The organism is Mycobacterium sp. NGS24, from assembly GCF_059813065.1.
Window position 1 is genome coordinate 45,483 of record NZ_JCALDW010000013.1, and the last position, 26,158, is coordinate 71,640.

At 68.2% G+C, this 26,158-nt stretch carries 21 protein-coding genes, 1 tRNA gene and 3 pseudogenes; 18 read left to right on the forward strand and 7 right to left on the reverse strand.

From position 1 onward, the window contains the following. Position 1 precedes the first annotated feature (1 nt). From AC5Y6Y_RS17320 to AC5Y6Y_RS17335, 4 genes are read left to right on the forward strand one after another with little or no spacing between them, the layout of a single operon-like run. The gene (locus AC5Y6Y_RS17320; RefSeq protein ID WP_463828762.1) at positions 2-928 is read left to right on the forward strand and encodes an ABC transporter permease; all 927 of its coding nucleotides are present in this window, start codon (positions 2-4) and stop codon (positions 926-928) included. Then, positions 921-1,742, forward strand: coding sequence for an ABC transporter permease (locus AC5Y6Y_RS17325; RefSeq protein ID WP_463828763.1), 822 nt, complete (start codon positions 921-923; stop codon positions 1,740-1,742). Before AC5Y6Y_RS17320 ends, AC5Y6Y_RS17325 begins: the two co-directional genes overlap by 8 nt. Continuing rightward, positions 1,739-3,373, forward strand: coding sequence for a dipeptide ABC transporter ATP-binding protein (locus AC5Y6Y_RS17330; RefSeq protein ID WP_473139890.1), 1,635 nt, complete (start codon positions 1,739-1,741; stop codon positions 3,371-3,373). Before AC5Y6Y_RS17325 ends, AC5Y6Y_RS17330 begins: the two co-directional genes overlap by 4 nt. A gap of 35 nt (positions 3,374-3,408) precedes the next feature. Further along, positions 3,409-4,161, forward strand: a complete 753-nt coding sequence (locus AC5Y6Y_RS17335) for a Fic family protein (protein WP_463828773.1) — start codon at positions 3,409-3,411, stop codon at positions 4,159-4,161. A 457-nt stretch (positions 4,162-4,618) separates the two neighbouring features. Here AC5Y6Y_RS17335 and AC5Y6Y_RS17340 read toward each other — a convergent pair whose 3' ends face one another. Next, complete coding sequence (locus AC5Y6Y_RS17340) at positions 4,619-5,476, reverse strand: HAD-IB family hydrolase (RefSeq protein WP_463828765.1); 858 nt, start codon at positions 5,474-5,476, stop codon at positions 4,619-4,621. Positions 5,477-5,958: 482 nt separating this feature from the next. Between AC5Y6Y_RS17340 and ssd the strand changes: the two genes are divergently transcribed. Genes ssd through AC5Y6Y_RS17375 form a run of 7 tightly spaced genes read left to right on the forward strand, consistent with a single transcriptional unit; the run spans position 5,959 to position 10,407 of the window. Next, entirely contained in the window at positions 5,959-7,011 is a 1,053-nt protein-coding gene (ssd, locus tag AC5Y6Y_RS17345; protein ID WP_463828774.1) for a septum site-determining protein Ssd, read from the forward strand. Beyond that, positions 7,008-8,174, forward strand: a complete 1,167-nt coding sequence (locus tag AC5Y6Y_RS17350; protein WP_473139889.1) for a TadA family conjugal transfer-associated ATPase — start codon at positions 7,008-7,010, stop codon at positions 8,172-8,174. The genes ssd and AC5Y6Y_RS17350 overlap by 4 nt, the downstream gene beginning before the upstream one ends. Beyond that, positions 8,171-8,971 (forward strand): type II secretion system F family protein, encoded by an 801-nt coding sequence (locus AC5Y6Y_RS17355; RefSeq protein ID WP_473139888.1) that lies wholly within the window; start codon positions 8,171-8,173, stop codon positions 8,969-8,971. The genes AC5Y6Y_RS17350 and AC5Y6Y_RS17355 overlap by 4 nt, the downstream gene beginning before the upstream one ends. Continuing rightward, complete coding sequence (locus tag AC5Y6Y_RS17360) at positions 8,968-9,549, forward strand: type II secretion system F family protein (protein WP_473139887.1); 582 nt, start codon at positions 8,968-8,970, stop codon at positions 9,547-9,549. Before AC5Y6Y_RS17355 ends, AC5Y6Y_RS17360 begins: the two co-directional genes overlap by 4 nt. A gap of 15 nt (positions 9,550-9,564) precedes the next feature. Continuing rightward, the gene (locus tag AC5Y6Y_RS17365) at positions 9,565-9,765 is read left to right on the forward strand and encodes a DUF4244 domain-containing protein (RefSeq protein ID WP_463828518.1); all 201 of its coding nucleotides are present in this window, start codon (positions 9,565-9,567) and stop codon (positions 9,763-9,765) included. Positions 9,766-9,800: 35 nt separating this feature from the next. After that, a complete protein-coding gene (locus AC5Y6Y_RS17370) occupies positions 9,801-10,085 on the forward strand; it encodes a TadE family type IV pilus minor pilin (RefSeq protein ID WP_463828519.1) in 285 nt (94 codons plus the stop codon). Positions 10,086-10,101: 16 nt separating this feature from the next. After that, positions 10,102-10,407 (forward strand): Rv3654c family TadE-like protein, encoded by a 306-nt coding sequence (locus AC5Y6Y_RS17375; RefSeq protein WP_463828520.1) that lies wholly within the window; start codon positions 10,102-10,104, stop codon positions 10,405-10,407. Positions 10,408-10,444: 37 nt separating this feature from the next. Here AC5Y6Y_RS17375 and AC5Y6Y_RS17380 read toward each other — a convergent pair whose 3' ends face one another. The 3 genes from AC5Y6Y_RS17380 to AC5Y6Y_RS17390 form a co-directional block, all read right to left on the reverse strand. Beyond that, a complete protein-coding gene (locus tag AC5Y6Y_RS17380; RefSeq protein WP_473139886.1) occupies positions 10,445-11,467 on the reverse strand; it encodes a PAS domain-containing protein in 1,023 nt (340 codons plus the stop codon). Positions 11,468-12,016: 549 nt separating this feature from the next. Beyond that, complete coding sequence (locus AC5Y6Y_RS17385) at positions 12,017-12,847, reverse strand: PE family protein (protein ID WP_473139885.1); 831 nt, start codon at positions 12,845-12,847, stop codon at positions 12,017-12,019. A gap of 145 nt (positions 12,848-12,992) precedes the next feature. Then, a complete protein-coding gene (locus AC5Y6Y_RS17390) occupies positions 12,993-15,320 on the reverse strand; it encodes a DEAD/DEAH box helicase (protein ID WP_473139884.1) in 2,328 nt (775 codons plus the stop codon). 300 nt (positions 15,321-15,620) lie between these two features. Here AC5Y6Y_RS17390 and cspA point away from each other — a divergent pair, with 300 nt between their 5' ends. From cspA to topA, 3 genes are all read left to right on the forward strand, one after another. Further along, the gene (gene cspA / locus AC5Y6Y_RS17395; protein WP_036363014.1) at positions 15,621-15,824 is read left to right on the forward strand and encodes a cold shock protein CspA; all 204 of its coding nucleotides are present in this window, start codon (positions 15,621-15,623) and stop codon (positions 15,822-15,824) included. Between the two features lie 174 nt (positions 15,825-15,998). Next, positions 15,999-16,577 carry a hypothetical protein gene (locus tag AC5Y6Y_RS17400; RefSeq protein ID WP_473139883.1) on the forward strand — a complete coding sequence of 193 codons (579 nt, stop codon included), beginning with the start codon at positions 15,999-16,001 and terminating at the stop codon, positions 16,575-16,577. Positions 16,578-16,784: 207 nt separating this feature from the next. Continuing rightward, the gene (gene topA, locus AC5Y6Y_RS17405) at positions 16,785-19,589 is read left to right on the forward strand and encodes a type I DNA topoisomerase (protein WP_463828525.1); all 2,805 of its coding nucleotides are present in this window, start codon (positions 16,785-16,787) and stop codon (positions 19,587-19,589) included. Positions 19,590-19,599: 10 nt separating this feature from the next. Here the strand turns inward: topA and AC5Y6Y_RS17410 are convergent, their stop codons facing one another. After that, positions 19,600-21,255, reverse strand: a complete 1,656-nt coding sequence (locus tag AC5Y6Y_RS17410) for an adenylate/guanylate cyclase domain-containing protein (protein ID WP_473139916.1) — start codon at positions 21,253-21,255, stop codon at positions 19,600-19,602. 110 nt (positions 21,256-21,365) lie between these two features. Here AC5Y6Y_RS17410 and AC5Y6Y_RS17415 point away from each other — a divergent pair, with 110 nt between their 5' ends. Together AC5Y6Y_RS17415 and AC5Y6Y_RS17420 are read left to right on the forward strand one after the other, a co-directional pair. Beyond that, on the forward strand, positions 21,366-22,583 hold the full coding sequence (locus tag AC5Y6Y_RS17415; protein WP_473139882.1) for a DNA polymerase III subunit delta': 1,218 nt from the start codon (positions 21,366-21,368) through the stop codon (positions 22,581-22,583). A gap of 34 nt (positions 22,584-22,617) precedes the next feature. Then, a tRNA-Thr gene (locus AC5Y6Y_RS17420) sits at positions 22,618-22,693 on the forward strand. Positions 22,694-22,712: 19 nt separating this feature from the next. On the opposite strand, the pseudogene AC5Y6Y_RS17425 reads toward AC5Y6Y_RS17420, so the two are convergent. Next, positions 22,713-23,625: pseudogene (locus AC5Y6Y_RS17425) on the reverse strand (tyrosine-type recombinase/integrase); the annotation flags it as partial. Between the two features lie 119 nt (positions 23,626-23,744). Between AC5Y6Y_RS17425 and AC5Y6Y_RS17430 the strand changes: the two are divergent. Both AC5Y6Y_RS17430 and AC5Y6Y_RS17435 read left to right on the forward strand, forming a co-directional pair. After that, a pseudogene (locus AC5Y6Y_RS17430) lies at positions 23,745-23,894 on the forward strand (ATP-binding protein); the annotation flags it as partial. A gap of 63 nt (positions 23,895-23,957) precedes the next feature. Then, positions 23,958-24,590, forward strand: a pseudogene (locus AC5Y6Y_RS17435) (IS3 family transposase); the annotation flags it as partial. 285 nt (positions 24,591-24,875) lie between these two features. Here the strand turns inward: AC5Y6Y_RS17435 and AC5Y6Y_RS17440 are convergent. Next, positions 24,876-26,054 (reverse strand): hypothetical protein, encoded by a 1,179-nt coding sequence (locus tag AC5Y6Y_RS17440; RefSeq protein WP_473139881.1) that lies wholly within the window; start codon positions 26,052-26,054, stop codon positions 24,876-24,878. Positions 26,055-26,158 lie beyond the last annotated feature (104 nt).

Sequence of the window (26,158 nt, forward strand, 5' to 3'; positions counted from 1 at the left end):
CATGGGCTGGTATGTGCTGCGCCGGATCGCGGTGATGGTGCCGGTTTTCCTGGGCGCCACCCTGCTGATCTACGGCATGGTGTTCCTGCTGCCCGGCGATCCGGTGGCCGCCATCGCCGGCGACCGGCCGTTGAGCCCGGCGGTCGCCGCGCAACTACGCGCCCAATACCACCTCGACGACCCCTTCCTGGTGCAGTACCTGCGCTACCTGGGTGGCCTGCTGCACGGCGATCTGGGCCGCGCGTACTCCGGTCTTCCGGTCAGCGCCGTTCTGGCACATGCCTTTCCGGTGACGATACGGCTGGCGCTGATCGCTCTGGTGGTGGAGGCGGTGCTGGGGATCGGGTTCGGCGTGATCGCCGGACTGCGCCAGGGCGGTGTCTTCGATGCCACGGTGCTGGTCGCCGGACTGGTCATCATCGCGATCCCGATTTTCGTGTTGGGCTTCCTGGCGCAGTTCGTGTTCGGGGTCCGGCTGGGGTGGGCGCCCGTCACGGTCGGGGGACGGGCCAGCTTCGACCGGCTGCTGCTGCCCGGCATCGTTCTGGGTCTGGTGTCCTTCGCCTACGTGGTGCGGCTGACCCGCTCCGCAGTGGCCGCCAATGCCCACGCCGACTATGTGCGCACCGCCACCGCCAAGGGGTTGTCGCGGTCGCGGGTGGTCACCGTGCACATCCTGCGCAATTCGCTGATCCCGGTGGTGACGTTCCTGGGTGCCGACCTGGGCGCGCTGATGGGTGGCGCCATAGTGACCGAAGGGATTTTCAACATCCACGGCGTCGGCGGTGTGCTGTATCAGGCGGTCACCAGGCAGGAGGCGCCTACAGTGGTGTCGATCGTCACGGTGCTGGTGCTGATCTACCTGGTGAGCAATCTGCTGGTGGATCTGCTCTACGCCGCGCTGGATCCCAGGATCCGGTATGTATAGGCGACCCAAGTTCGTCATCGCTGCGGCAATGATCGTGCTGATCCTGCTCGTAGCGGCGTTTCCGTCGTTGTTCACCGGGGCCGACCCCACCTACGCCGACCCGGGTCAGAGCCTGCTGCCCCCGTCGGCCGCGCACTGGTTCGGCACGGACCTGCAGGGCCATGACATCTACGCGCGCACCATCTATGGCGCCCGGGCGTCGGTGATGGTCGGGCTCGGCGCAACGATGGCCGTGTTCGTCGTCGGCGGGGTGTTGGGCGCCCTGGCCGGCTTTTACGGTGGCTGGCTCGACGCGGTGGTGTCCCGCCTGACCGACGTGTTCTTCGGGTTGCCGCTGCTGTTGGCCGCCATTGTGCTCATGCAGGTGCTGCGGCACCGAACGGTGTGGACGGTGATCGCCATCCTGGCGTTGTTCGGCTGGCCGCAGGTGGCCAGGATCGCGCGCAGCTCGATTCTCCAGGTACGGGGCAGCGATTACGTGCTGGCGGCGAAAGCATTGGGGCTGGGCAGGTTTCGTATCCTGCTCCGGCATGCGGTGCCGAACGCGATAGGCCCCGTCATCGCGGTGGCCACCATCGCCTTGGGCGCCTTCATCGTGACCGAGGCGACGTTGTCCTACCTCGGTGTCGGGTTACCGCCGTCGGTGGTCTCCTGGGGTGGCGACATCAACGTGGCGCAGATGCGGCTGCGGGCCGGTTCACCCATCCTGTTCTATCCCGCCGGCGCGCTGGCGATCACGGTGCTGGCGTTCATGGTCATGGGGGACGCGCTGCGCGACGGTCTGGATCCGGCGTCCCGGGCGTGGCGGGCATGAGCGCGCTGTTGTCGGTAGCGGGTCTGGAGGTCCGCTTCGGCGACCAGCAGGCGGTCCGCGGGATGTCTTTCTCGGTGTTGCCCGGGCAGACCGTCGCGGTGGTGGGGGAATCGGGGTCGGGCAAGTCCACCGCGGCGGCGGCCGTTCTGGGACTGCTCGCGCCCGGTGGCCGAATCACCGCCGGCCGCATTGTTTTCGACGGCCGCGACATCACCCGGGCCGGTGAACGCGCGATGCGTGACATCCGGGGCCGGGAGATCGGCTATGTGCCGCAGGATCCGATGACCAACCTCAACCCGGTCTGGAAAGTCGGCTTTCAGGTTCGAGAAGCGTTGCGGGCCAATGCCGATGGGCGTGCGGCGCGACGGCGCGCGGTTGAGCTGCTCGCCGAGGCGGGGATGCGCGACCCGGCCCGGCAGGCCGGCCGGTATCCACACCAGCTGTCCGGCGGGATGTGCCAGCGCGCGCTGATCGCGATCGGACTCGCCGGCCGGCCGCGGCTGCTGATCGCCGACGAACCGACGTCGGCGCTGGACGTCACCGTGCAACGCCAGGTCCTCGACCATCTCGGCCACCTCACCGACGAACTGGGGACTGCGCTGCTGCTGATCACCCACGACCTGGCGCTGGCGGCGCAGCGGGCCGAGTCCGTGATCGTGGTGCATCGTGGTGTCGTGGTGGAATCCGGTGCAGCGCAGGAGATTCTGCGCTACCCGCAACACGAGTACACGCGTCGGCTGGTGGCCGCCGCGCCGTCGCTGCGGGCTCGGGACAAGCGCTCAGCCCAGATTCGGGAACGGGTAGCAGCGACGGCGACCGAGCACGCTGGGGGTTCCGCGGACATCCTCGTCGTGTCGGAGTTGACCAAGACCTACCGCGAATCACCCGGCGTGCCGTGGCGTCGCGCGGAATTTCGCGCCGTCGACGCCGTCTCGTTCCGGCTGGCCCGGGCCGGCACCCTGGCCGTGGTCGGCGAGTCGGGGTCGGGCAAGTCGACGCTGGCGCGGATGGTGCTGGGCCTGTTGCGGCCGACGTCGGGCAGCGTGGTTTTCGACGGGACCGATGTCACCACGCTGGACCGCCGCGCAGAATTGGCGTTTCGCCGTCGGGTGCAGCCGGTCTTCCAGAATCCCTACAGCAGCCTGGACCCGATGTACTCGGTGGCCCGCGCGGTGGAGGAGCCACTGCGGATCCACCGGGTCGGCGACCGTGCCCAGCGTCGGCGGGCGGTGCGCGAATTGCTCGACCAGGTGGCGCTGCCGTCCTCGGTGCTTGACCGGCTGCCCCGCGAACTGTCCGGCGGGCAACGGCAACGGGTGGCGATCGCGCGGGCGCTGGCGCTGCGGCCCGATGTGTTGGTGTGCGACGAGGCGGTCTCCGCGCTCGACGTGCTGGTGCAGGCGCAGATCCTGAACCTGCTGGCCGAACTGCAGGCCGAGCTGGGCCTGACGTATCTGTTCATCAGCCACGATCTGGCGGTGATCCGCCAGATCTCCGACGACGTGCTGGTGATGCGGGACGGGCGGGTGGTCGAACACGCCGCCACTGAACAGGTTTTCACCGCGCCACAGCACGACTACACCCGGCAGTTGTTGGAGGCCATCCCCGGCGCCCCGGCGGCGTCCCGCTAGTTTGGCTCTCTGTGACCGACCCGCTGGCTCCGCTGATGGACCTGCCCGGTGTCGCCGAAGCCAGCGACCGGGCGCGTGAGGCGCTGGGTCGGGCGCACCGGCACCGGGCCAACCTGCGCGGCTGGCCGGTGACCGCCGCCGAGGCGTCGTTGCGCGCGGCACGGGCGTCGTCGGTGCTCGACGGCGGGCCGGTGCGCCTGGACGACGTGGCGGAGGCCGCCACCCAGCACGGTGGCGTCAGTGATCCCGTGTTCGGCGGTGCGCTGCGGGTGGCCCAGGCGCTGGAAGGTGGCAGCGGCCCGCTGATCGCGGTCTGGCAGAAGGCGCCGCTGCAGGCACTGGCCCGATTGCACATGCTTGCCGCCGCCGACCAGGTCGACGCCGACCGGCTCGGCCGGCCGCGGACCGATCCGGAGATCGGTCCGCGCCTCGAGTTGCTGGCCGACCTGGTGACTCGCCCGACAGCAGCATCGGCGGCCGTAGTTGCTGCGGTGGCGCACGGGGAGTTGTTGACGCTCAAGCCATTCGGCAGCGGTGACGGGGTGGTGGCCCGCGCGGTGTCGCGGTTGGTGACGATCGCACGGGGGCTCGATCCGCACGGGCTGGGAGTGCCGGAGGTGAACTGGATGCGGCAGTCCGCCGCGTACCGGGACGCCGCGCTGAAGTTCGCCTCGGGCTCGCCCGACGGAGTCGCGGCGTGGTTGGTGCTGTGTTGCCGGGCGATGAGAGCCGGTGCGCAGGAGGCGCTGATGATTGCTGAATCAGTAACCGGCGGCCCGCCGAAATAACCCTGCGACAAATGCGAAGCGGGCGGCGACACGAAGATTTCGAATCGCCGCCCGCCAACACGGTTCTCGGTTACCAAGCGTGCATTATGTGGGCTGCGTGGGTGGCCTCGGCGCGTTTGCGACACTTCCTGCTGCAGCCCCACCCAAAGGGCCGTCGCGGCATTCCATCTTCGCAATTACGCAGGCCCGCAACACTTCTGCCATTATCGCGGCTATGACTCCGCGTGGGTGCCGGGAACCGTGCTGGGTGCCCGGGTCGGGAGATCGAACCTTCTCTTCCGGATCGACCTTGGCCTCACCGGGCTGCCGTGTCTCCTTTGTACTACTAGAGCACTGGCACAGCAAGGGGCTGACGCCTCAAAGTTGCGCAACGGATTCGGCTCGTGCGCGAAAAGTGTTTGCTGCCGTGGCGTTTGGGAAAGCTGGGGCGACGTCCGTCGGCGCCTGTCGCCGGAGACTAGAACGCGAAGCGCCGCAACAGCGCGTAGGTGACGGCGCCGGCAGCCACCGCGGTGACACCCACCGCGGCCGTCGTCGCGATCGCGGCACCCGACGGCGCCGGGATCCGGTCGCGCAACGAGACCGGCCGGGAGAACGACAACACCGGCCAGCCGCGGTCCAGGGCCTCCCTGCGCAACCCGCGGTCAGGGTTGACGACCGACGGGTGGCCGACGATCTCCAGCATCGGCAGGTCGGTGATCGAGTCGGAGTACGCGTAGCAGTGCTCCAGCGGATACCCCTCGCGCACGGCCAGCTCGCGGATCGCTTGGACCTTGCCTTCGCCGTAGCAGTAGAACGCGATCTCGCCGGTGTACTTGCCATCCTCGACCACCATCCGGGTCGCCATGGCATGCGTGGCGCCCAGGGCACGGGCGATCGGCGCGACGATCTCCTCACCCGATGCCGATACCACCACGACGTCACGGCCACACAATTTGTGCGCAGCGATCAGATCGGCGGCCTCGGCGAACACCAGCGGCGTCACGATGTCGTGCAGCGTCTCGCTGACGATCGACTTGACCTGTTCGACGTCCCACCCGATGCACATATTGGCCAGGTGAGCTCGCATTCGGTCCATCTGGTCATGATCTGCCCCGGAGAGCAGGAAGATGAATTGCGCGTAGCTGGACTTCAAAACGGCACGACGGTTAAGCAGCCCCTGCGCAAAGAAGGGTTTGCTGAACGCCAGCGTGCTCGACTTGGCGATGATGGTCTTGTCCAAATCGAAGAAAGCGGCGGTGCGCAGGCCCGGCACTGTCGGTCCCGGTATTTGCGGCGAGACTTGCTGCTGCGCGGCCGGGTCGGGGACGGTCACCGATCCAGCATAGGTCCGGGATGCGGCAAACCCGTGATCTCCGGCCCGAATTGAGCGCACGAATACGAAGGGTGTCTTTCTCCGGTCGGTGTTTTCACGGCTCAGGCGGCACTTTCGGTTGGTTGAGTACTTGCGTGAAGCCCGGCTGGCATGTGTATAGTAAGCATTACTCGGCCGTGAGCCGAGGGTGTATCAGCCCGACCCCCCGGGGCTGATACACGACGACCCTCGCCTCCTCCCCCCCTGGCGGGGGTCGTCCCTTTTCTGGGGTAAGAAATTCACCGCTACGGGTCTCAGAACCCGTTTGTCGACCATTGCCGAAATAGCGCTTGGTCGCGAAGTCGCGCCATTCAGCGAACATTTGTACACAGACCGGACTTTCTCCACAAATTGGCCTTCGGCACTGGCGGGCAATACCGGTGGCGCGCCAGCGTAGAAGGGTGACCAATTCCCCGCGCACCGCCGGCTCCGGCGTGCTGGCGATGCTGACCGATTCGCATCTGCGCGAGGAGCTGGATCGCGTCGGCGCCGCCGTCGGCGCGCGGGTGGTGCATACCGGTGCCCACACCCCGGTGAGCAGGAAAACGTGGCTGGCCGCGGCCGCGGTGGTGCTCGATTCGGACGCAGCGCAGTGCTGTGCGCAGTCCGCGCTGCCCCGTCGCGCCCACGTGAGCGTGTTGACCGGTGCTGAGTCCGGCACGGCGACCTGGGCGGCCGCCGTCGCCGTCGGCGCCGAGCAGGTGCTGCGGATGCCCGAGCAGGAAGCGGACCTGGTGTGCGCACTGGCGGAAGCGGCCGAATCGGCGCGTGATGTCAGGCGGCGTGGCCAGGTCCTTGCGGTCGTCGGCGGCTGCGGCGGGGCGGGGGCATCGCTGTTCGCCGCCGCCGTCGCGGAGGTCGCCGGAGAGTCGCTGCTACTCGACCTGGATCCGTGGGGTGGCGGCATCGACCTGTTGATGGGCGACGAGGCGTCGCCGGGGCTGCGGTGGCCCGACCTGGCGCTGCAGGGTGGTCGGCTGAACTGGTCGGCGGTGCGGGACGTGCTGCCGCGGCGCCGCGAGATCAGTGTCCTGTCCGGCACCCGGCACGGCCGCGAGCTGGACGCCGCACCGGTGGAGGCGATCGCCGAAGCCGGCCGCCGCGGCGGAGTCACCGTGGTGTGCGACCTGCCGCGGCGTCTGTCCGAGGCCAGCCACGTCGCACTGGCCGCCGCCGATCTGGTGGTGCTGGTCAGCCGGTGTGATGTGCGGGCTTGCGCAGCCACTGCCACGATCGCGCCGGTGCTGGCCGCGATCAATCCGAATGTCGGCGCGGTGGTGCGCGGTCCGTCCCCAGGGGGGTTGCGTGCGGCCGAGGTCGCCGAGATCGCGGGCGTGCCGTTGCTGGCATCGATGCGTGCCGAACCGCACCTCGCCGAACGACTGGAGCACGCCGGGCTGCGGCTGGGGCGGCGATCGGCGTTGGCGGCGGCGGCGCGCCGCGTCGTCGGCGTGTTGGCAAGCGGCCGAACGACGCTGGACGGCCGCGCGGCATGAACGGCCCGCTGATCGAACGCGTCCGGGAACGGCTGGCAACCGAGTCGGGACCGCTGCGGCCCAACGTGGTGGCCGCGGCGATTCGCGCCGAGTCCGGCGGCATTCTCGGCGACACCGAGGTGCTGGCGAACCTGCGGCTGCTGCAGACCGAACTGACCGGCGCCGGCATCCTGGAACCATTGCTGTGCGCCGACGGCACCACCGATGTCATGGTGACCGCGCCCGACTCGGTGTGGGTTGATGATGGAAACGCATTGCGACGCAGCAATATTCGGTTTCCCGACGAGGCGGCGGTGCGGCGGTTGGCGCAACGGCTGGCGCTGGCGGCCGGCCAGCGGCTCGACGATGCCCAGCCGTGGGTGGACGGACAGCTGGCCGGGATCGGCGCACGCGGGTTCGCGGTGCGCCTGCACGCGGTGTTGCCGCCGGTGGCGGCGGGCGGTACCTGCCTGTCCCTGCGGGTGTTGCGGCCGGCAACGCAGGATCTCGCGGCGCTGGCCGCCGCCGGGGCGTTGACCCCCGTAGCCGCCGAGCTGGTGGCCGGGATCATCGCCGCCCGGCTGGCGTTCCTGGTGTGCGGTGGCACCGGGGCCGGCAAGACGACGCTGTTGGCCGCGATGCTCGGCGCGGTCTCACCGGCCGAGCGGATCGTGTGCGTCGAGGATGCCGCCGAGTTGGCGCCGGCACACCCACATCTGGTGAAGCTGGTCGCGCGGCGGGCCAACGTCGAAGGTGTCGGTGAGGTGACCGTGCGCCAACTCGTCCGCCAGGCGCTGCGCATGCGCCCGGACCGGATCGTGGTCGGAGAGGTCAGAGGCGCCGAAGTGGTCGACCTGCTGGCCGCGCTGAACACCGGACACGAAGGCGGTGCGGGCACCGTGCATGCCAACAGCCCGGGTGAGGTACCGGCCCGGCTGGAGGCGCTCGGCGCGCTCGGCGGGCTGGACCGGGCCGCGCTGCACACCCAGCTCGCCGCGGCCGTGCGGGTGCTGTTGCATGTCTCGCGCGACCGGTCCGGACGACGCCGGCTGGTCGAGATCGCCACGCTACGGCAGGCCGGGGACGGGCGGGTGCACGCGGTGCCGGCGTGGCACGCCGATCACGGGATGGCCGCTCCCGCAGCGGATCTGCTCGCGTTGTTGCCGGCCGGGGCGCGGCCATGACGGGTTGGCAGCTCGCCGCTCTGCTGTTGGCGATGGCCTTGCTGGTGGCGCCCGGCTCGCCGCGGCGTCGTCTCAGGGCGGAGGGTGCCGTCCACCGTCGATTCGCGGTCACTGCCCGCGGTGTCGGTTGGTTGTGCGGCTGCGTGTTCATGCTGGCTGCGACGGTTTTGCCGGTGACGGTAGCCGCCGCGCTGGCTGTGGTCGGGGCTACGACGGGGGTGCGGTACCGGCGTCGACGCAACGCCCGCAGTGCGATGGCAGAGGGCGCGGCGCTGGAAGCCGCCCTCGAGGTCCTGGTCGGCGAACTCCGGGTGGGTGCCCACCCGGTGCGGGCCTTCGAGGCCGCCGCCGGGGAAACCGGCGGCGCAGTGTCGGTCGCGCTGCGGGGCGTCGCGGCGCGGGCCAGGATGGGTGCCGACGTGCCGGCCGGCCTACGCGCGGCCGCGCACACGTCGGCAATGCCTGCCCATTGGGAACGCATCGCGGTGTGCTGGCAGCTGGCCAGTGAACACGGCCTGGCTATCGCCGGGCTGATGCGGGCCGCGCAACGCGATATCACTGAGCGGCAACGGTTTTCGGCAAAGGTGGGTGCGGGCCTGGCCGGTGCGCGCGCCACTGCGGTCATTCTGGCCGGGCTGCCGGTGCTCGGCGTGGCGCTCGGGCAACTGATCGGGGCGCGGCCGTTGACGTTTCTGTGCTCCGCGCCCGGGGGGTGGTTCCTGCTTGTCGGTACCACGCTGATCTGCACCGGGCTGTGGTGGTCGGATCGGATCACCGATCGGGTGACTCCGTCATGACTAGCGCCGCGCTCTTGCTGGCCGCCGCCCTGTGGTGCGGGGCGGGACCTGCGGCGGCACGTCATCGGGCCGGGTTGGCTGCCCACGCGGCGCAGTCGCCGCCCCGCGCGTCGGGCGGGCCGGATCCGCTGGGGGCGGCATCCACCTTGGACGTGCTCGCGGTATGCCTGACGGCCGGCATGGCGGTGTCGACGGCAGCGTCCGCCACCGCCGGATCCGCGCCGCCTCGCCTTGCTGCGGTGCTGCGGCGGGCCGCCGACCTGCTGGCGCTGGGCGCTGACGCCGGCGTCGCCTGGTCGGCTCCGGCTGGCCGGGCACCGGATACGCAGGTGGATGGCCTGCTGCGGTTGGCGCGGCGATCGGCGGCATCAGGTGCAGCGCTTGCCGACGGTCTGGCCGAACTGGCTGCCCAGACCCGCCACGATGCCGCGCATGCGGCCGGCGCGGCCGCCGAGCGGGCCGGGGTACTGATCGCCGGTCCGCTGGGCCTGTGTTTTCTGCCGGCCTTCGTGTGCCTGGGCATCATCCCGGTGGTGGCCGGGTTGGCCGGCGGTGTTCTGCAATCAGGTCTGTTGTGAGAAGGGAAATGGTTGATGTTCAATATATTTCGTCTGTTCAGGGCGCGCATGACGCTGTTGGTTGTGGACGAGTCCGGCATGTCCACCGTCGAGTATGCGATCGGCACCATCGCGGCGGCGGCGTTCGGCGCCATCCTCTACACCGTCGTCACCGGCGACTCGGTCGTGTCGGCGCTGAACCACATCATCGGTCGCGCGCTGAGCACCAACGTCTAGTCGCCAGTGCCGGTTCGAGCACCGTCGAGGCCGCGTTGGCGATCGCGGCCCTGGTGGTGGTCCTGGTGTTGTGCCTGGCCGCGATCACCGCGGTGTCGATGCAGGTGCGCTGCGTCGATGCGGCCCGCGAGGCTGCCCGGCTGGCGGCGCGCGGCGACCCGGGCGCTGTCGAGGTGGCCCGAAGCATCGCGCCGCCGGGGGCTCGGGTCGCGGTGCGCCGGGATGGCGATCTGCTGGTTGCCACCGTGGTCGCGCATTCAAAGCTGTTGCCGCACCTTGATATTGCGGCCCGGGCGGTGTCGGCGACTGAACCGGGGTGAGGACGGCGCCGCCACGGTGCTTGCGGTTGCAATCATCGCGGCGCTGCTCTGCGTGACTGCGGCGGGTGCCTGGCTGGGCTGTGTCGTGGTGGCCCGGCATCGCGCCCAGGCCGGCGCCGACCTGGCCGCCCTGGCGGGGGCTGCACAGGTGCCGCAGGGCGCATCCGCGGCCTGTGCCCGGGCCGCGGCGGTGGCCCGGGCGATGGGCGTTGCCACCGCCGGATGCCGGGTGGACGGTCTTGACGTGATCGTCGAGGTCCAGGTGCCGGTCGCGCACGCCGGCACCGCACGGGCCTCGGCGCGGGCCGGGCCGGTCGGTTGAGCCGAGCGGCTCGGATACCTTGCTGCCGCTCCGGCGGCTACGCCGGCGGAAAGTCTGCGTCGGCGATCTCGCCGTCGGTCGGCAACCGCAGCGAGAGGAGCCCGGCGAAGGTGTCCGGCTCGATCTCGACCCGGTTGACGGTGACATGCACCGGCACCCAGTCGGTGTCGGTGCCGGGCAGTCGCAGCACCCGACTGGTCGCACCCTCGGCGAATTCCGTTGTCATGGCGGCCACCAGACCCTCGTCGTCCGGATGGACGCGTTGCCGGTCGTCCTCGTTGCCGCGCCAGTCGTAGAACGGAGCGGGGTCGTCCAGCCATTTGAGCAGGGTCCAGGTCTTGAGGTCGACGAGGGCGCGATGGACACCGGCCTGCGCGAGGCCCTTGAGGATCCGCTGCGCCAGGTCGTCGGTGGCCACCGCTGGACCTTTGCGCTCTGCCCGCCAGTTCATCGCCCGCGCCACCAGATGATCACGGCCGTCAGGTCCGGGTTCGATCGCACTGCGCGCGGTGAACCCGATCCTGATCGGATTGCCCTGCCAATCGGTGAGATCCCAAGTGCTGCACAGCGTTTGACCCGGCTCAGCCCGGATCGCCATGGCCAGGACCTTGGTTTCGTTGGGGTTGAGCTCGCGAGACGGCAGATCCTCGGCGAATGCCCTGCCGTAGGTGACCTCGGCCTCGGGGTTCTTGCCGCTGTTGGCCAGTGATTCGGGAGTGTCGGTAGCCACGCCGCGGGTGAGGTCCCATTTCAGCGGCCCCGGCATTGGTCGCTCGGGCGGTTCCTCGTCGATCGGGCCGCTCCACACGTGCACCCCGTGAATTCGGCCGTCCGACATCACCACCGGTTCGGTGCGGATGACGCGGTCACTCTTGGGGGTGATGCTGCTGAGGGCCTGGCCGGTCTGCACCGACTCGGCGATCGCCGTCTTGATCGACGCGAGATACGGGCTGCGCCGCAGGAACGAGGTGATCGGGACGAGGTTCTTGAGTTGACGCCCCTGCGCTACGACGGCGGGCTCGTCTCCCAGCGTCTCCACGAGCAACCAGTCGTGGCCCATAGGCGCAGTTTACTGATCCGGTGATCGGCCACGGACACCGCCGGGGGGTGGCGCCGGCCGGGAGCCATCGTTGCGTTTGCTGCGTAATAGTGTTGCAGCAAAAGCGGATACAGTGTGCGCCCGCGGGGCGTGGGTCTACCCGTACCGCGCGGCGCCCGTCATGCTGACGACGACGTCAAAACCGTTGTCCCGCAGCCCCGGCGCATCCCGGTCGTCACGCAACGGTCGTTCTATGACCGGCGGTCAGTTGAGTGCGCGGGTAGGTATTTCACGCCCCTGCAACATATCTCGGTTTATTGCCAACTTGTTTGTCATACCGTCTGACGGGTTTGTCTGAATAGACTTCGTAAAATGGGTGCTTGTCGTGTTGCAATTGAGGCTTCACGCCAGGTAGGTTTCTGCTGCGCTGGAGTTTCAGCAGAGTGGACGGATTTGTGTTGGCAGACCGTCGAATAGTGGATCCGTGGAGGTCGACCGTCGAGGGGTCGGTCGCCCGTCCAACGGATTAGTCACCGGGATTGCACAGCAATCCTTTTGATGATCCTCGGCCTAGGGCCGATTGGTTGCCCTCGATTGCGGTGTCGGAACAGGCGGGCAATAGACCCCTCCGGCTCCACCGGAACCGCGACTGGCCATGCTCGTCCGGCAACCATGGGCCATGCCGCCGCTGCCGCCGCCGCGGGAGTTGAGGATCACCACGGTGGCGCCGCCACGGGGTCTGTCGGCGACCGGTCCGGCGAGTTGTCGTGCGGACAACCCGCTGGGTGACGACAGCGGAGAGCTGTCGGACTTTCGGGCGCTGAGCGCGGGGCCGGCGATCCTGGGGCGGCCCGCCTCGGCACCGGACAGCCACCGGGTGGCACGACCGCCCGACTCGCCGGTCGGAACCCCGACTCGGCCCGCTGCGCCGACACCGATCAGACCGGTCGCCGCACTTCTCGACTCACCGCCGGGGGGCGCGCCCGATCCGCGGTTGCCCTCCATCGTGCTGCCGGCGACCTCCGGACGGTGGCCGGCGGCGTGGTTGTCGGAGCGGCCGACGGATTCGCGTTTCGTGGTGACGGCAGGCTCGGCAACGGTGCTGCCGGTGGCGGCGACGTTGTCGGACTCCGCGGCCGCATACGCGCCCGCACCGGATCGGAGCAACTGCACAAAGTCCTGGTGGAACGCCTCCGCCTGAGCGCCGAGCGTCTGGTATCCCTGCGCGTGCCCGTTGAAGAACGCGGCAACCGCGGCCGATACCTGATCCCGGGCCGAGGCCACCAGACCCGTCGTCGGGGCCGCCGCCACGGCGTTGGCCCTGCTGATCGTGGCACCGATGCCGGCCAGGTTGGTGGCCGTGCTGCCTATGGTGCCGGGCGCCGCGTTGACATGAGACATGCGACACCTCCGACTCGATTGTCGACAGACTCGGCCAGTGTCTGATCGCCATCACCGTGCAATGGATAAATGCACTGTAAGGTCATTTCGCCGAATCGAAAAGCAATTCTTTCCGGCTGTGTCGCAAAGCGGCCCAGCGGCCGATTCACCCCACCGCCCGGGCGGCCCCACCGTCCAACGCCGCCAGCACCATTTGCAGCACCAGCACGGCGCCGGCCTTGTCCAACGGGTCGTTGCCGTTGCCGCATTTGGGCGACTGCACACACGACGGACATCCGCTGGGGCATTCGCAGGCTTCGATGGCCGCGGCGGTGGCACCCAGCCAGGTGGCCGCCCGGTGAAAGCCGCGTTCGGCGAAGCCCGCCCCGCCCGGATGGCCGTCGTAAACGAACACCGTCGGCAGCCCGTCGGGACCGACCGCGGTGGACAGCCCGCCGATGTCACCGCGGTCGCAACTGGCTACCAGGGGCAGCAGGCCGATCGCGGCGTGCTCGGCGGCGTGCAGCGCACCGGGTGTCCTGCTGAGGTCAATCCCGTTCGCCTCCAACGCTTCCGGCTCGACGGTGTACATCACCGAGACCGTCGGCAACGAACTCTGCGGCATGCTGAGTTCGACGAAGTCGATCACTTCGCCGTCGATCCGTCGACGTAGGTATCCGACCACCTGGTGGGTCACCGTCACCGGCACCAGACCGAGGGTGACCGCACCGAACGCGGACCGCTCGCCGTATCCGGTGACCGCGATATCGGTGATCTCCCGGGCGAACGTCGCATAGCCGGGGTCCTCTGCATGCACCAACGCGATGCCGTCCTCGAGGTCCAGCGAGTCGACGACGTAGCTCTCACCCTGATGCAGGTAGACCGCTCCGGGATGGATCGAGGCCGGCGCCTGTCCCACGCCGGTGCTGCCCAGCAGACGTCCGGTGTCGGCTTCGACGATCACGATCTGGCCGCCGATGGAACCGCGGATGTCCACGGCCCCATGGGGTTCGACGCCCGGTGCGGGAAAGTACCTGCCGCCCCGGCGTTTCAGCAGTCCGTCGTCGACCAGTCCGTCGGCCACCCGCACCGCGTCCATCGACCGGACCTCGGCTTCTTCGAGTGGCAGTTCCGTTGCAGCACAGAGTAGTTGAGGACCCAGAATGTAGGGATTGGTGGGGTCGATCACGACCCGTTCGACGGGCTTGCCCAGCAGCGCGGCCGGATGGTGGACGAGGTAGGTGTCCAGCGGATCGTCGCGGGCCACCAGCACCACCAGTGCGCCCTGACCGCGCCGTCCCGACCGGCCGGCCTGCTGCCAGAACGACGCGACGGTGCCCGGGAACCCGGCCAGCACCACCGCGTCCAGACCGGCGATGTCGACACCGAGTTCGAGTGCGTTGGTGGTGGCCAGTCCCCGCAGTCGACCGTCGGCCAGGGCCTGTTCCAGCGCGCTGCGGTCCTCGGCCAGATACCCGGCGCGGTAGGACGCCACCAGCGACGACAGCTCCGGGGCGACCTCTTCCAACCGGGCCCGGGCTCCCAACGCCGTCAGCTCGGCACCCCGGCGGGAACGCACGAAAGTCAGCGTCTGCGCTCCCTCCACGATCAGGTCGCCCATCACCCGCGCCGCCTCGGCGCCCGCCGACCCGCGCACCGGGGCGCCGTGCTCGCCGAGCAGGTCGGTGCGCAACGCCGGCTCCCACAACGCCACCGTGCGGCCGCCCTGGGGTGATCCGTCGTCGAGCACTTCGACGACGTGCTGACCGATCAGTTCGGTGGCCGTCGTGCCGGGAGAGTCGGTGGTCGCACTGGCGAAGATCACGGTCGGATACGACGAATAGCGCGCGCAGAGGCGGAGCAACCGGCGCAGCACCATCGCCACATTCGAGCCGAAAACACCGCGGTAGTAGTGGCATTCGTCGACGATCAGGAAGCGCAGACCGCGCAGCAGCACCGCCCACCGGGGGTGGTTGCGCAGGATCGACAGGTGGATCATGTCGGGATTGGAGAACAGCCACCGCGAGCGCTCCCGGGCGAAGCGGCGCACTTCGGCGGCGGTGTCGCCGTCGTAGGCGGTGGGTGCGACATCGGCCAGAGCGGGCACGGCTGCCGTCAGGGCGTGCGCTACCCGCAACTGGTCATGACCCAGCGCCTTGGTCGGCGACAGGTACAGCACCCGCGCGCGGGGGTCGGTTGCCAGCGCGCTGAGCACCGGCAGCTGGTAGGCCAGCGACTTGCCCGACGCGGTACCAGTGCTCACCACCACGTGACGACCCTCGTGGGCCAGTTCGGCGGCCTGCACCTGATGTGACCAGGGTGCGCGGATGCCGCGGTCGGTGAATGCACGCACCACGTCGGGCGGCGCCCAGTGCGGCCAGGCCCCGGGACGCCCCGGTCGCGGTGGCAATTCGGCGACGTGACGCAGCGGATGTTCGCCGGCTGCGGTGCCGGCGAGGGCGGCGGCAAGCAGTTCGCTGCCGAAGCTCGCCATCGCGTGCCTTTCTGGGTCGTAGTGGTGCGCTCCCGGGGTCCGCGGGTGACGCAGACGTAAATTGGGCGACCTGCGCTGACTTCAGGCTGTCGCCGACGCGACGAACGTGGTTGACTGGGTGCGGTCGCAGCTTCTGTGTTCGTGTAAAACTTTCGCAGGATCGACGTTGCGGTCGCGGTTCCTGCGAGGTTATCTGTCGGGTGAAATTCCGGCGACTCCGAGAAGGTATGGCGGTCGCAGCGGGCCCGGGGCACCCGAACAGCGGTGCCCTGCACCCAGAAGAGAAGGAAATATCGAGAAATGCCACAGGGAACTGTGAAGTGGTTCAACGCGGAGAAGGGGTTCGGCTTCATCGCCCCCGAAGATGGATCCGCTGACGTCTTTGTCCACTACACGGAAATCCAGGGGACGGGCTTCCGCACCCTCGAAGAGAACCAGAAGGTCGAATTTGAGATCGGCCATAGCCCTAAGGGCCCCCAGGCCACCGGAGTCCGCTCCGTTTAATCCGAGCAGATTCTGACGTAGCCCCCCGGCGCAGCCCCGCACTCGCGGAAACCGCCGGGGGGTTTTCGTTTCATCGGGGCCTTGCGTCCCACGTCCCCCCGCCGTCGTAGCACGGTGCCGCCGCGCCGCGCGCGGAGCCGCCGCCGACTCCCCGGCTGGCCTACTGTCTGTGGCGTGAGCCAGCTTTCCTTCTTCGCCGCGGAATCGGTGCCGCCCGCGGTCGAAGATTTGTGCGGGCTGCTGGCTGCCCCCGGTCAGATCGTCATGGTCGGCACGGGTGCCAGGTTGTCAGTGGTGGTCGAGCAGTCGTGGCGGGCCGCCGCCCTGGCGGACATGATCACCGAGGCCGGGTTGGTCCCCGAGATCACCCGGACCGACGAAAACCACCCGCTGGTCCGGACGGCGGTGGATGCCCGGCTGTGCAGTATCGCCACCGAGTGGACGCGCGGCGCGGTCAAGACCGTGCCACCGCGCTGGGTGCCCGGCCCGCGGGAGTTGCGGGCGTGGATCCTGGCGGCCGGCGCACCGGATGCCGACCGTTACCTGCTCGGGCTGGATCCGCACGCGCCGGACACACATTCGCCGCTGGCGTCGGCGCTGATGCGGGTCGGGATCGCACCAACCCTGATCGGCACCCGGGGAGCCCGCCCGGCGCTTCGGATCAGTGGCCGTCGCAGGCTATCGCGCCTGGTAGAGAACGTCGGAGAAGCTCCTGACGACCCCGAGGCGGCCGGCCAGTGGCCGCGCGTTTGACGGGTTGCCGGGGCACGGCGGAGAGCCGGTCGGTTTGCGCGGGCGCGCCTATTGGTGCGAAATTGGCAGTTGCCCGCGGGGGCGAACGGACGGCGGCGAGCCTCAACGGACCGGATTATCGGGAATTTCAGGGCGCCGACCTGTCATTCTTCCCCGCGAAGGCGGTTCCGCCAGGGAACCGACACAGGAGATGGAGCGTAGGCGCAGGTGGCTGACCGGAGGGCTAGCAGCGGCAGGAACGGGAGCACCCGGCGATTGGTGATCGTCGAGTCGCCCACCAAAGCGCGCAAACTCGCCGGTTACCTGGGATCCAACTACATCGTCGAATCCTCGCGGGGGCATATCCGCGACCTGCCGCGCGCCGCCGCTGACGTGCCGGCGAAGTTCAAGTCCGAGCCGTGGGCCCGTCTCGGGGTCAACGTCGATGCCGACTTCGAGCCGCTGTACATCATCAGTCCGGAGAAGAAGAGCACCGTCACCGAGCTGAAGGGCCTGCTCAAAGACGTCGATGAGCTCTACCTGGCCACGGATGGCGACCGCGAGGGCGAGGCCATCGCCTGGCATCTGATGGAGACCCTGAAGCCGCGCGTCCCGGTCAAACGGATGGTTTTCCACGAGATCACCGAGCCGGCCATTCTCGAGGCCGCTGCGAACCCGCGCGACCTGGACATCGACCTGGTCGACGCTCAGGAGACCCGCCGCATCCTGGACCGGCTGTACGGCTACGAGGTCAGCCCGGTGTTGTGGAAGAAAGTGGCGCCCAAACTCTCCGCCGGCCGCGTGCAATCGGTGGCCACCCGCATCATCGTCCAGCGCGAACGCGACCGGATGGCGTTCCGCAGCGCTTCCTACTGGGACATCCTGGCCAAGCTGGACGCCAGCGTGTCGGACCCCAAGGCGCAGCCGCCGACCTTCGCGGCGCGTCTGACCAGCGTCGACGGTCTGCGCGTGGCTACCGGTCGCGACTTCGACTCGCTGGGCCAACTCCGCAAGGCCGACGAGGTCACCGTCCTGGACGAAGCGGGCGCCACCGCGATCGCCACCGGACTGCAGGGCGCCCAGCTGGCCGTGGCGTCGGTGGAGGAAAAGCCCTACACCCGGCGGCCGTATCCCCCGTTCATGACCTCGACGCTGCAGCAGGAGGCGGGCCGCAAATTGCGGTTCTCCTCGGAGCGCACCATGAGCATTGCGCAGCGGCTCTACGAGAACGGCTACATCACTTATATGCGGACCGACTCCACGACGCTGTCGGAGTCGGCTATCGGCGCCGCGCGCAACCAGGCACGCCAGCTCTACGGCGAGGAATACGTGTCGCCGTCGCCGCGCCAGTACACCCGCAAGGTGAAGAACGCCCAGGAGGCACACGAGGCGATCCGGCCGGCCGGTGAGACATTCGCCACACCCGATGCGGTGCGCCGCGAACTCGACGGCGACGAATTCCGGCTGTACGAGCTGATCTGGCAGCGCACGGTGGCATCGCAGATGGCCGACGCGCGCGGCACCACGCTGAGCCTGCGCATCGAGGGCCGGTCCGGAGAACGGGACGTGATCTTCTCGGCCTCCGGGCGCACCCTGACGTTCCCGGGCTTCCTCAAGGCATACGTGGAGACCGTCGACGAATTGGCCGGCGGCGAGGCCGACGATGCCGAACGTCGGCTGCCGCAACTCACCCCGGGCCAGCGGTTGGACGCCGTCGAGCTGACCCCGGACGGGCACTCCACCAACCCGCCCGCGCGCTACACCGAGGCCTCGCTGGTCAAGGCGCTGGAGGAGCTGGGCATCGGCCGTCCGTCCACGTACTCCTCGATCATCAAGACCATCCAGGACCGCGGTTACGTGTACAAGAAGGGCAGCGCCCTGGTGCCGTCCTGGGTGGCGTTCGCCGTAATCGGGCTGTTGGAACAACATTTCGGTCGTCTGGTGGACTATGACTTCACCGCGGCGATGGAGGACGAACTCGACGCCATCGCCTCGGGCAGCGAGCGACGCACCAACTGGCTCAACAACTTCTACTTCGGCGGCGAACACGGCGTGCCCGACTCGGTGGCCCGCGCCGGCGGCCTGAAGAAACTGGTCGGTGTCAACCTGGAAGGCATCGACGCCCGAGAAGTCAACTCCATCAAGGTGTTCGACGACGCGCAGGGGCGTCCGGTGTATGTCCGGGTCGGCAAGAACGGTCCGTACCTGGAACGCACGGTGACCGGTGACGACGGCGAACCGACGCCGCAACGGGCCAACTTGAACGACTCGCTGACTCCCGACGAGCTGACTCTGGATGTGGCAGAAGAACTTTTCGCCACTCCGCAGGAGGGGCGGGTGCTGGGCGTGGACCCGCAGACGGGACACGAGATCGTGGCCAAGGACGGCCGCTACGGGCCTTACGTGACCGAGATCCTGCCGAAGTCGCCGGACGACGACGGCGACGCCGCGCCGGCCAAGAAGGGCAAGAAGCCGACGGGTCCCAAGCCGCGGACGGGTTCGCTGCTGCGCAGCATGGACCTGCAGACGGTGACGCTCGAGGACGCGCTGAAGTTGCTGTCGCTGCCGCGGGTGGTCGGGGTGGACCCGGCGTCCGGCGAGGAGATCACCGCGCAGAACGGGCGGTACGGCCCATACCTCAAGCGCGGCACCGACTCTCGATCGCTGACCACCGAGGACCAGATGTTCACCATCACCCTCGACGAGGCGCTGAAGATCTACTCCGAGCCGAAACGGTCCGGGCGCCAAGCTGCTTCGGCCCCGCCGCTGCGCGAGCTGGGCGCCGACCCGGCGTCGGGCAAGCCGATGGTGATCAAGGACGGCCGATTCGGCCCCTACGTCACCGACGGGGAGACCAACGCCAGCCTGCGCAAGGGTGACGACGTCATGTCCATCACCGACGAGCGCGCCGCTGAATTGCTGGCCGACCGGCGGGCCCGCGGTCCGGTGAAGCGGACCGCGAAGAAGACGGCACGCAAGGCGACGTCGGCCGCCAAGAAGGCACCGGCCAAGCGCGCCGCCAAGCGCACTTAGTCGCCGGCCGTTACGGGGTCGCCTGCGTGGCGACCTGCTCGGTTTGCGGCGAAACCTGATCCAGCCCGGCCAGATTCAGTGGACGCGCCAACTGCGTGGGGGCGATGCGGCCGCGCAGTTCGACCACCTCGCCCACGTCCCAGCACAGTGCCTCGGCATCCAGGGCGCCGCTTACCGCGATCGCCGACGCCAGCACGTGGCCTTCTTCCAGCTTGGCCAGTTCGGTAAGACGGGCGGCCTCGTTGACCGGGTCGCCGATGACGGTGTACTCGAAGCGGGCCTGGGCGCCGATGTGGCCGGCGATGGCCCGGCCGGCGGACACCCCGATGCCGAATTCGGCAGATCCCAGCACCGGGATGAGCTCGTCGTGCAGCGCGCGCGCCGCGGCCAGCGCTGCGCCGGCGCCGTCGGGGTGTTCGATCGGCGCACCGAAGATCGCCAGCGCGGCGTCGCCCTGGAACTTGTTGACGAATCCGCCGTACCGCCCGACGGTCTCGACCACAACCCGGAAGAACTCGTTGAGCAGGTGCACCACCTCGGCCGGCGGTCGCGTCGCGGCCAGCTGGGTGGAGCCGACCAGATCCACGAACAGGACCGCGACGTCGCGTTCCTGGCCGCCCAGCTCGGTGCCGCGCTCGAGTGCCCGGCGTGCCACGTCCTCACCCACGTAGCGACCGAACAGGTCGCGCAGCCGCTGCCGCTCGGATAGGTCGCGGACCATGTCGTTGAACCCGGCCTGCAGCAGCCCCAGTTCGCTGGCATCGTAGATCTGCATGTGCGCGTTGTAGTTGCCGCGCTGCACCTCCGACAGGGCCCAGCGCAGCTGGCGCAACGGGTCGGCGATCGACATCGAGACCAGCAGCGTGCTGGCGGCCCCGATGGCCAGCGCCGCCAGCGCCAGCAGCAGGATCGGATTGAACAGGCTCTCCGCCGACGCGTGCAGCAGCGATATCTTGTCCGACACCACGGCCAGGATGATCGCCAGCAGCGGCACCGCGGTGGAGAGCACCCAGGTGAGCATCAGGCGCAGGATGACGCCGGGGGCCCGGACGTTCTCCGGCACGCCGCTGCGCAGCGCGGCGACCGCCACCGGCCGCAACACCCGCTCGGACTGCAGGTAGCCGATGATTCCGGTGGCGGTGGCGCCCAGGGCGTTGGCGACCATCACCACCGGCGCGGCGTGGCGGGCCACCGACCAGCTCGCGATGACGAACACCACGCTGCCGACGGCCCAGGATCCCGCGCTGATCAGGGTGCGGTAGAACGGCATCCGCAGGGCGCGGGTGCGGGCCAATTCGGAAGTGGACGGGTCGGCTTCGACGAGCAGGTTGTCGCGGCGCTGCCAACGGAAGACCGGCACCAGCAACTTGAGGTTCCAGGCGAATCCCGCGAGGAACAGGAACACCACCGAGCAGATGAAGATCGTGACGTTCGTCGGCGGCAGGTCCTGCAGCTGGATGCGGTCGCGGGGCGGCAGGCCGTAGCGCAGGAAGCCGAGCACGAACAGGCCGCCGATGATGTCGGCCTGCAGCATGCTCAGCGAGAACACCGGCCACGGCGTACGTATCACCCAGCGGGCGAATGCGCTGATTCGCCTGGGGAAGCTTGCGGCCGTGGTCACGCAACTACCGTATCGGTCAGCGGGGACAGGCCGGTAACCAAAAATTGCTTCGGCAAGTCGTCCGACGTGGGCAGATGATGGCCGAAGGTCACGAAACTGTCGCGAAACGGATGCTGATCGGTATCTGTCGGGGGTGCTCACTACTGTTGCCGATCATGACGGGCGTGTTTACGCGGCTGGTAGGCCAGCAAGTAGTGGAGGACGAGCTGCTGGCTGCTGCCCGGGCTGCCCGACGTACTGTCCAGGGTGATCAGGGTCACGCAGGCCAGCGAGCCGGGACTATGACACATGCCTGGCTGATCACCGGTCCGCCGGGTTCCGGCCGTTCAGTGGCCGCCTTGTGCTTCGCGGCGGCGCTGCAGTGCACCTCCTCGGCAGATCCGGGGTGCGGCGACTGCCGAGCCTGTACGACGACGATGGCGGGCACCCACGCCGACGTGCGGCGGGTGATTCCGGAAGGCCTGTCGATCGGTGTGGACGAGATGCGCGCGATCGTGCAGATCGCGTCGCGGCGACCGACGACCGGGCACCACCAGATCGTGGTGATCGAAGATGCCGACCGATTGACCGAGGGTGCCGCCAACGCGCTGCTCAAGGTCGTCGAAGAGCCGCCCCCGTCCACGGTATTCCTGCTGTGCGCCCCCTCGGTGGATCCGGAGGACATCGCGATCACGCTGCGCTCCCGGTGCCGGCACGTCGCGCTGGTGACCCCGTCGACCGAGGCCATCGCCCAGGTGCTGATCGGAGGCGACGGCCTCGATGCCGCGACCGCGAACTGGGCGGCGTCGGTCAGCGGCGGCCACGTGGGGCGGGCACGGCGGCTCGCCACCGACCCCGACGCCCGCACGCGGCGACAGCAGGCGCTGGAGTTGGTCCGCGACGCCGCCCGACGGTCGGGGGCCTACGCCGCCGCCGAGGAGTTGGTGGCCGCCGCCGAAGCAGAAGCCGTCGCCCTGACCGCCGAGCGCGCCGAAGCCGAGACCGAGGAACTGCGTACGGCGCTGGGGGCGGGCGGGACCGGCAAAGGCGCCGCCGGCGCGATCCGTGGCTCCGCCGGGGCGATCAAGGACCTGGAGCGACGGCAGAAGTCTCGGCACACCCGCGCCTCACGCGATGCTCTGGACCGGGCCTTGATGGACCTGGCCTCGTATTTCCGGGATGCGGTGCTGGTCTCGGCCGGCGCCGGGTCGGTGCGGCCCAACCATCCCGACATGGCTGAGCGAGTGGGTTCGCTGGCCGCGCACGCCAGCCCCGAGCGGTTGCTGCGCTGTGCGGAGGCCGTGCTGGAATGCCGCGAGGCGCTGGCGATCAACGTCAAGCCCAAGTTCGCCGTCGACGCCATGGTGGCCACGATTGGGCAGGAGCTACGGTAGCCACGTAGACTCGTCCCGCCCGCGACAGGGCACCGCCGCCTTAGCTCAGTCGGTAGAGCGATTCACTCGTAATGAATAGGTCAGGAGTTCGATTCTCCTAGGCGGCTCCATCTACCAGCGGAAATGCAGCTACACAGAACCGCTGGACCCATGAGAACCCGGTCCACCTGATACTTTCCTGATACTTTCAGCCGCCACTTTCCCCGACGCGAATCTGTCCAGCGTGTTCCGCACATCCGGGCCGCGAATGTGACGCTGCAGGTAATGCGCTTCGGTGGTGGCCAGCTTCGAGTGGCTCAGTTGCTGCTGCGCTAACGCCGGCCCAGGTCGTCGCGGACCACGGTGGCCACCGTGCGGCGAAACGAGTGCGGTGTGACCCACCGAAGATCTGCGGGCAGCGCGGTCCGTAGCGCCCGCCGCAGATTGCAAAGCGACATCCAGCCGCCCTCCCTGTTGGCGAACACCGGCCCGGACGGGCCGTCTCGCCCAGGAGTACCGTGAAGGCCTCCACGCCGAACTGGGGCAGCACCACGGTATGCTCCGGAGCGTCGCCCTTGCGGGCTTCCTGGCGGTGCAGCCCCTTGCCTGGGATCCGTTGGTGGTCGACCAGGGTGCCCGAGATTGTCACAGTCGGGGGGTCCGCGAGCAGATCGACATCTGACCACCGCAATGCCAGCACCTGACTCGGGTGTGCGCCGGTCGCGGCCAGCACTTCGATGAACGCCGGCAGCAGTCGGCCGGGCTTCGGGCCGCCATGCCCCTCGCGGCTTGCGTACGCGTCGACCGCGGCCCGCACTCGCTCGAACTCGGCGGGTGTCATCGCGCGGGCTGGCTTCCTGTGCAGCTTCGCGGTCTTGGTCTCCACGATCGGATTCACCGCCAGGACGTCAAAGCGCACGGCCAACGAGAACATCCCGCGCAGAATTATCCGCAGATAGCCGGCCTGAGACGTTGTCGTTGCCGCCACGCCCTGAATGTGCGCGTTGGCCCGCGACGTCGGAAGCTCAGTCACCCGCAGCGCGCCTAGCTGGCCGGCGCCATACTTGGGTCTGCTGCACGGATGGGTGACATCTTGACCTGACCCACCGTCTGGGTTCCAGATTCGGTGACTAACTGGCGGCCTGTACGAAAGGCTGACCGTCATGCCGCGCCCGTATCCTGACCACCGTGGCCGCCGCCATGCTCGACCGCCTGCTGCACCGCTCCGTAGTCATCAACCTCGACGGTGAGTCCTACCGGCTACGCGATCACCACGCCGCCGCGGAAACCCTGCGCCGAACAACCACCGGCACCCGCCAACAACTACACTGACCGCTGCTCACAGGTGAGGAATTTCGGCGAGCACAGCCGGGGATTTTCGATGAGCGCGGTCAACGCACGGTTTCGGTCCTGATGACGCTCGCCGGCATCTACGGCCTGCCCGGTCCGATCCGGGTCAAACGGTTGCGCGGCGTAGTGACCGCCGATGATCTGGTGAACCGCAAGTTCCACCGGCTGGCGCCAAATGAGTTGTGGGTCACCGACATCACCCAACACAGGACCCGGGAAGGATGGCTGTACTGCTGTGCTGTCCTGGATGCGTTCAGCCGCCGCATCGTGGGCTGGTCGATGGACTCGAAGGCCGATGCGACTTTGGTGGTCAATGCGTTGGACATGGCCATCCGCAACCGCCGCCCATCACCCGGTGGCATCGTTCACGCTGATCACGGAACCCAGTTCACCTCTTGGGTTTTCGGCGAGAAGATCCGCGCCGCGGGGCTTTTGCCGTCCTTTGGGACGATCGGCGACGGGCTGGACAATGCCATGATGGAGAGCTTCTGGTCTTCGATGCAAATCGAGCTGCTCGACCGCCAGAAATGGAAGACCCGCGTCGAGCTGGCCAACGCGATCTTCGACTACCTCGAAATCTTCCATAACCGCCGACGCCGCCACTCCGCGCTCGGCTACCGCACCCCGGTCGAATACGAACTATCCTTCACCAACAACACCCTCACCGCCGTCAGTTAGTCACCGAAAATGGAACCCAACAGGTGGGTCAGGTCAAAACTGTCACCTGACGGTGCAGCAGACCCTTTCAGGGTGTTCGGTATCGGACTGAGCGGACGTGGAGGGCGGCGTTCGCGAGGTTCCTGGCGGCCCGTGACGCCTGGGCTCAAGAACATGAGGGCGCGAGGTTGGCGCCGTACGAGAACAACGGTCACTGCCCCTTCGACCATTCGAGATTTTTCGGCGTCGCCCAGTGTGTACGGCGCTCATGACGGCAGGTTGGGTGCGCCCGCCATGGCACTCGGCTTATTCATCATCGAAGCGCTTCGTAGGGAAAGATGGCCAGTCGGGTTCGAGATCGAATACTGACGACGCATCGAGCGTTGCCGCGCTTTCTACGAACTGCCCGCTCTCAAGTGCTGTGGTGGTAGCGAAGCCGTCGCGGTTGTTGATTGGGGTTGCGGCCCATGGATTCAGCCATAAGCGGGGTAAATCTGTTGCGATTCTCCAATACCGAAGGTTGGATCCGATCAGCACAGCCGATACGCGAATTCCACGCTGGTCGTCATCGTCTTTCCAATCACCACGGAAGTAGCCATCGCGTCGTCGCACTTGACGTATCGACGCGGCGTCGCCCTCATTCCATTGAAATTCCCTGCGGCCAAACAATGCGTCGCCGAACTCATCCTCATCCACCCATCCGGTTCCCTCCAACACGGCTACGATCAGCGGCAGCGGCAGCGGGCTATTACCGTAACGCCGCCCTTTCTTAGTGATCTTCTCCTGGATGCGATCAATTGTGTTGGCAGGGAAGCCGAAGACTGCGGGCAGTGTGCCGATTATCCGGCCGCCCTTATGTCTTGCATCAGGCCTAGTCGGGTAGGCAACCAGCTCCAGTGACCAGTCGCGTATCGGAATCGTCCTGCGAGGCAGTTCTTCTCCCGGTTTCGAGAGAATATCGTCAGGGTCAAGCGACGCGAGCCACTGCGCGATAGGTCGGGTGACATCTCTCCGTTTCGGTTTCTTGGTACCGGTTTCGACGCGCTCGACACCGACGAGAAAGTCGCGAGTCTCAACATCGCTTATGCAGTCGTAGATCCATTCAACGTTGCCGCGTGTCCCCCCGGTGCCGGCGACCACGCATTCGATGTAGAAAGAAGCTCCTGGCTTCGTCATAAGGAAGTCGGGCTTGCCCTTAGATCCTTCGATAATGGGGTGTGCGACAACGTCATACCGCAAGTGCCGGAACAAGCTAGCGATATACAGCTCCCACCAAGCCCCCAGGTGCTGACCGCTGTCGTGATCGGTGAACCTGCTGTAGAGGTCACGCTTGGCGTCGCTCGGATGCTCGGCGAACCACCGCTCGAGCAACACCCGCACGCGATCCCAATGCGCACCAGCAACACGGTCAAGGAACTCGAAGTCACCCTCAGAAAACCGGGCCGGACTACGGTCGGTCCGCTTAACGTCACTGAAGAGTTTCACGACGCGTTCCGTAGTCTTCACGCCGCCGAGCGGCGAGTCGGCGGACTGCGCACCGGGGAGCGCGTCACATTGGATACGTGTGGCTTGGGAACACACCTGCTTGC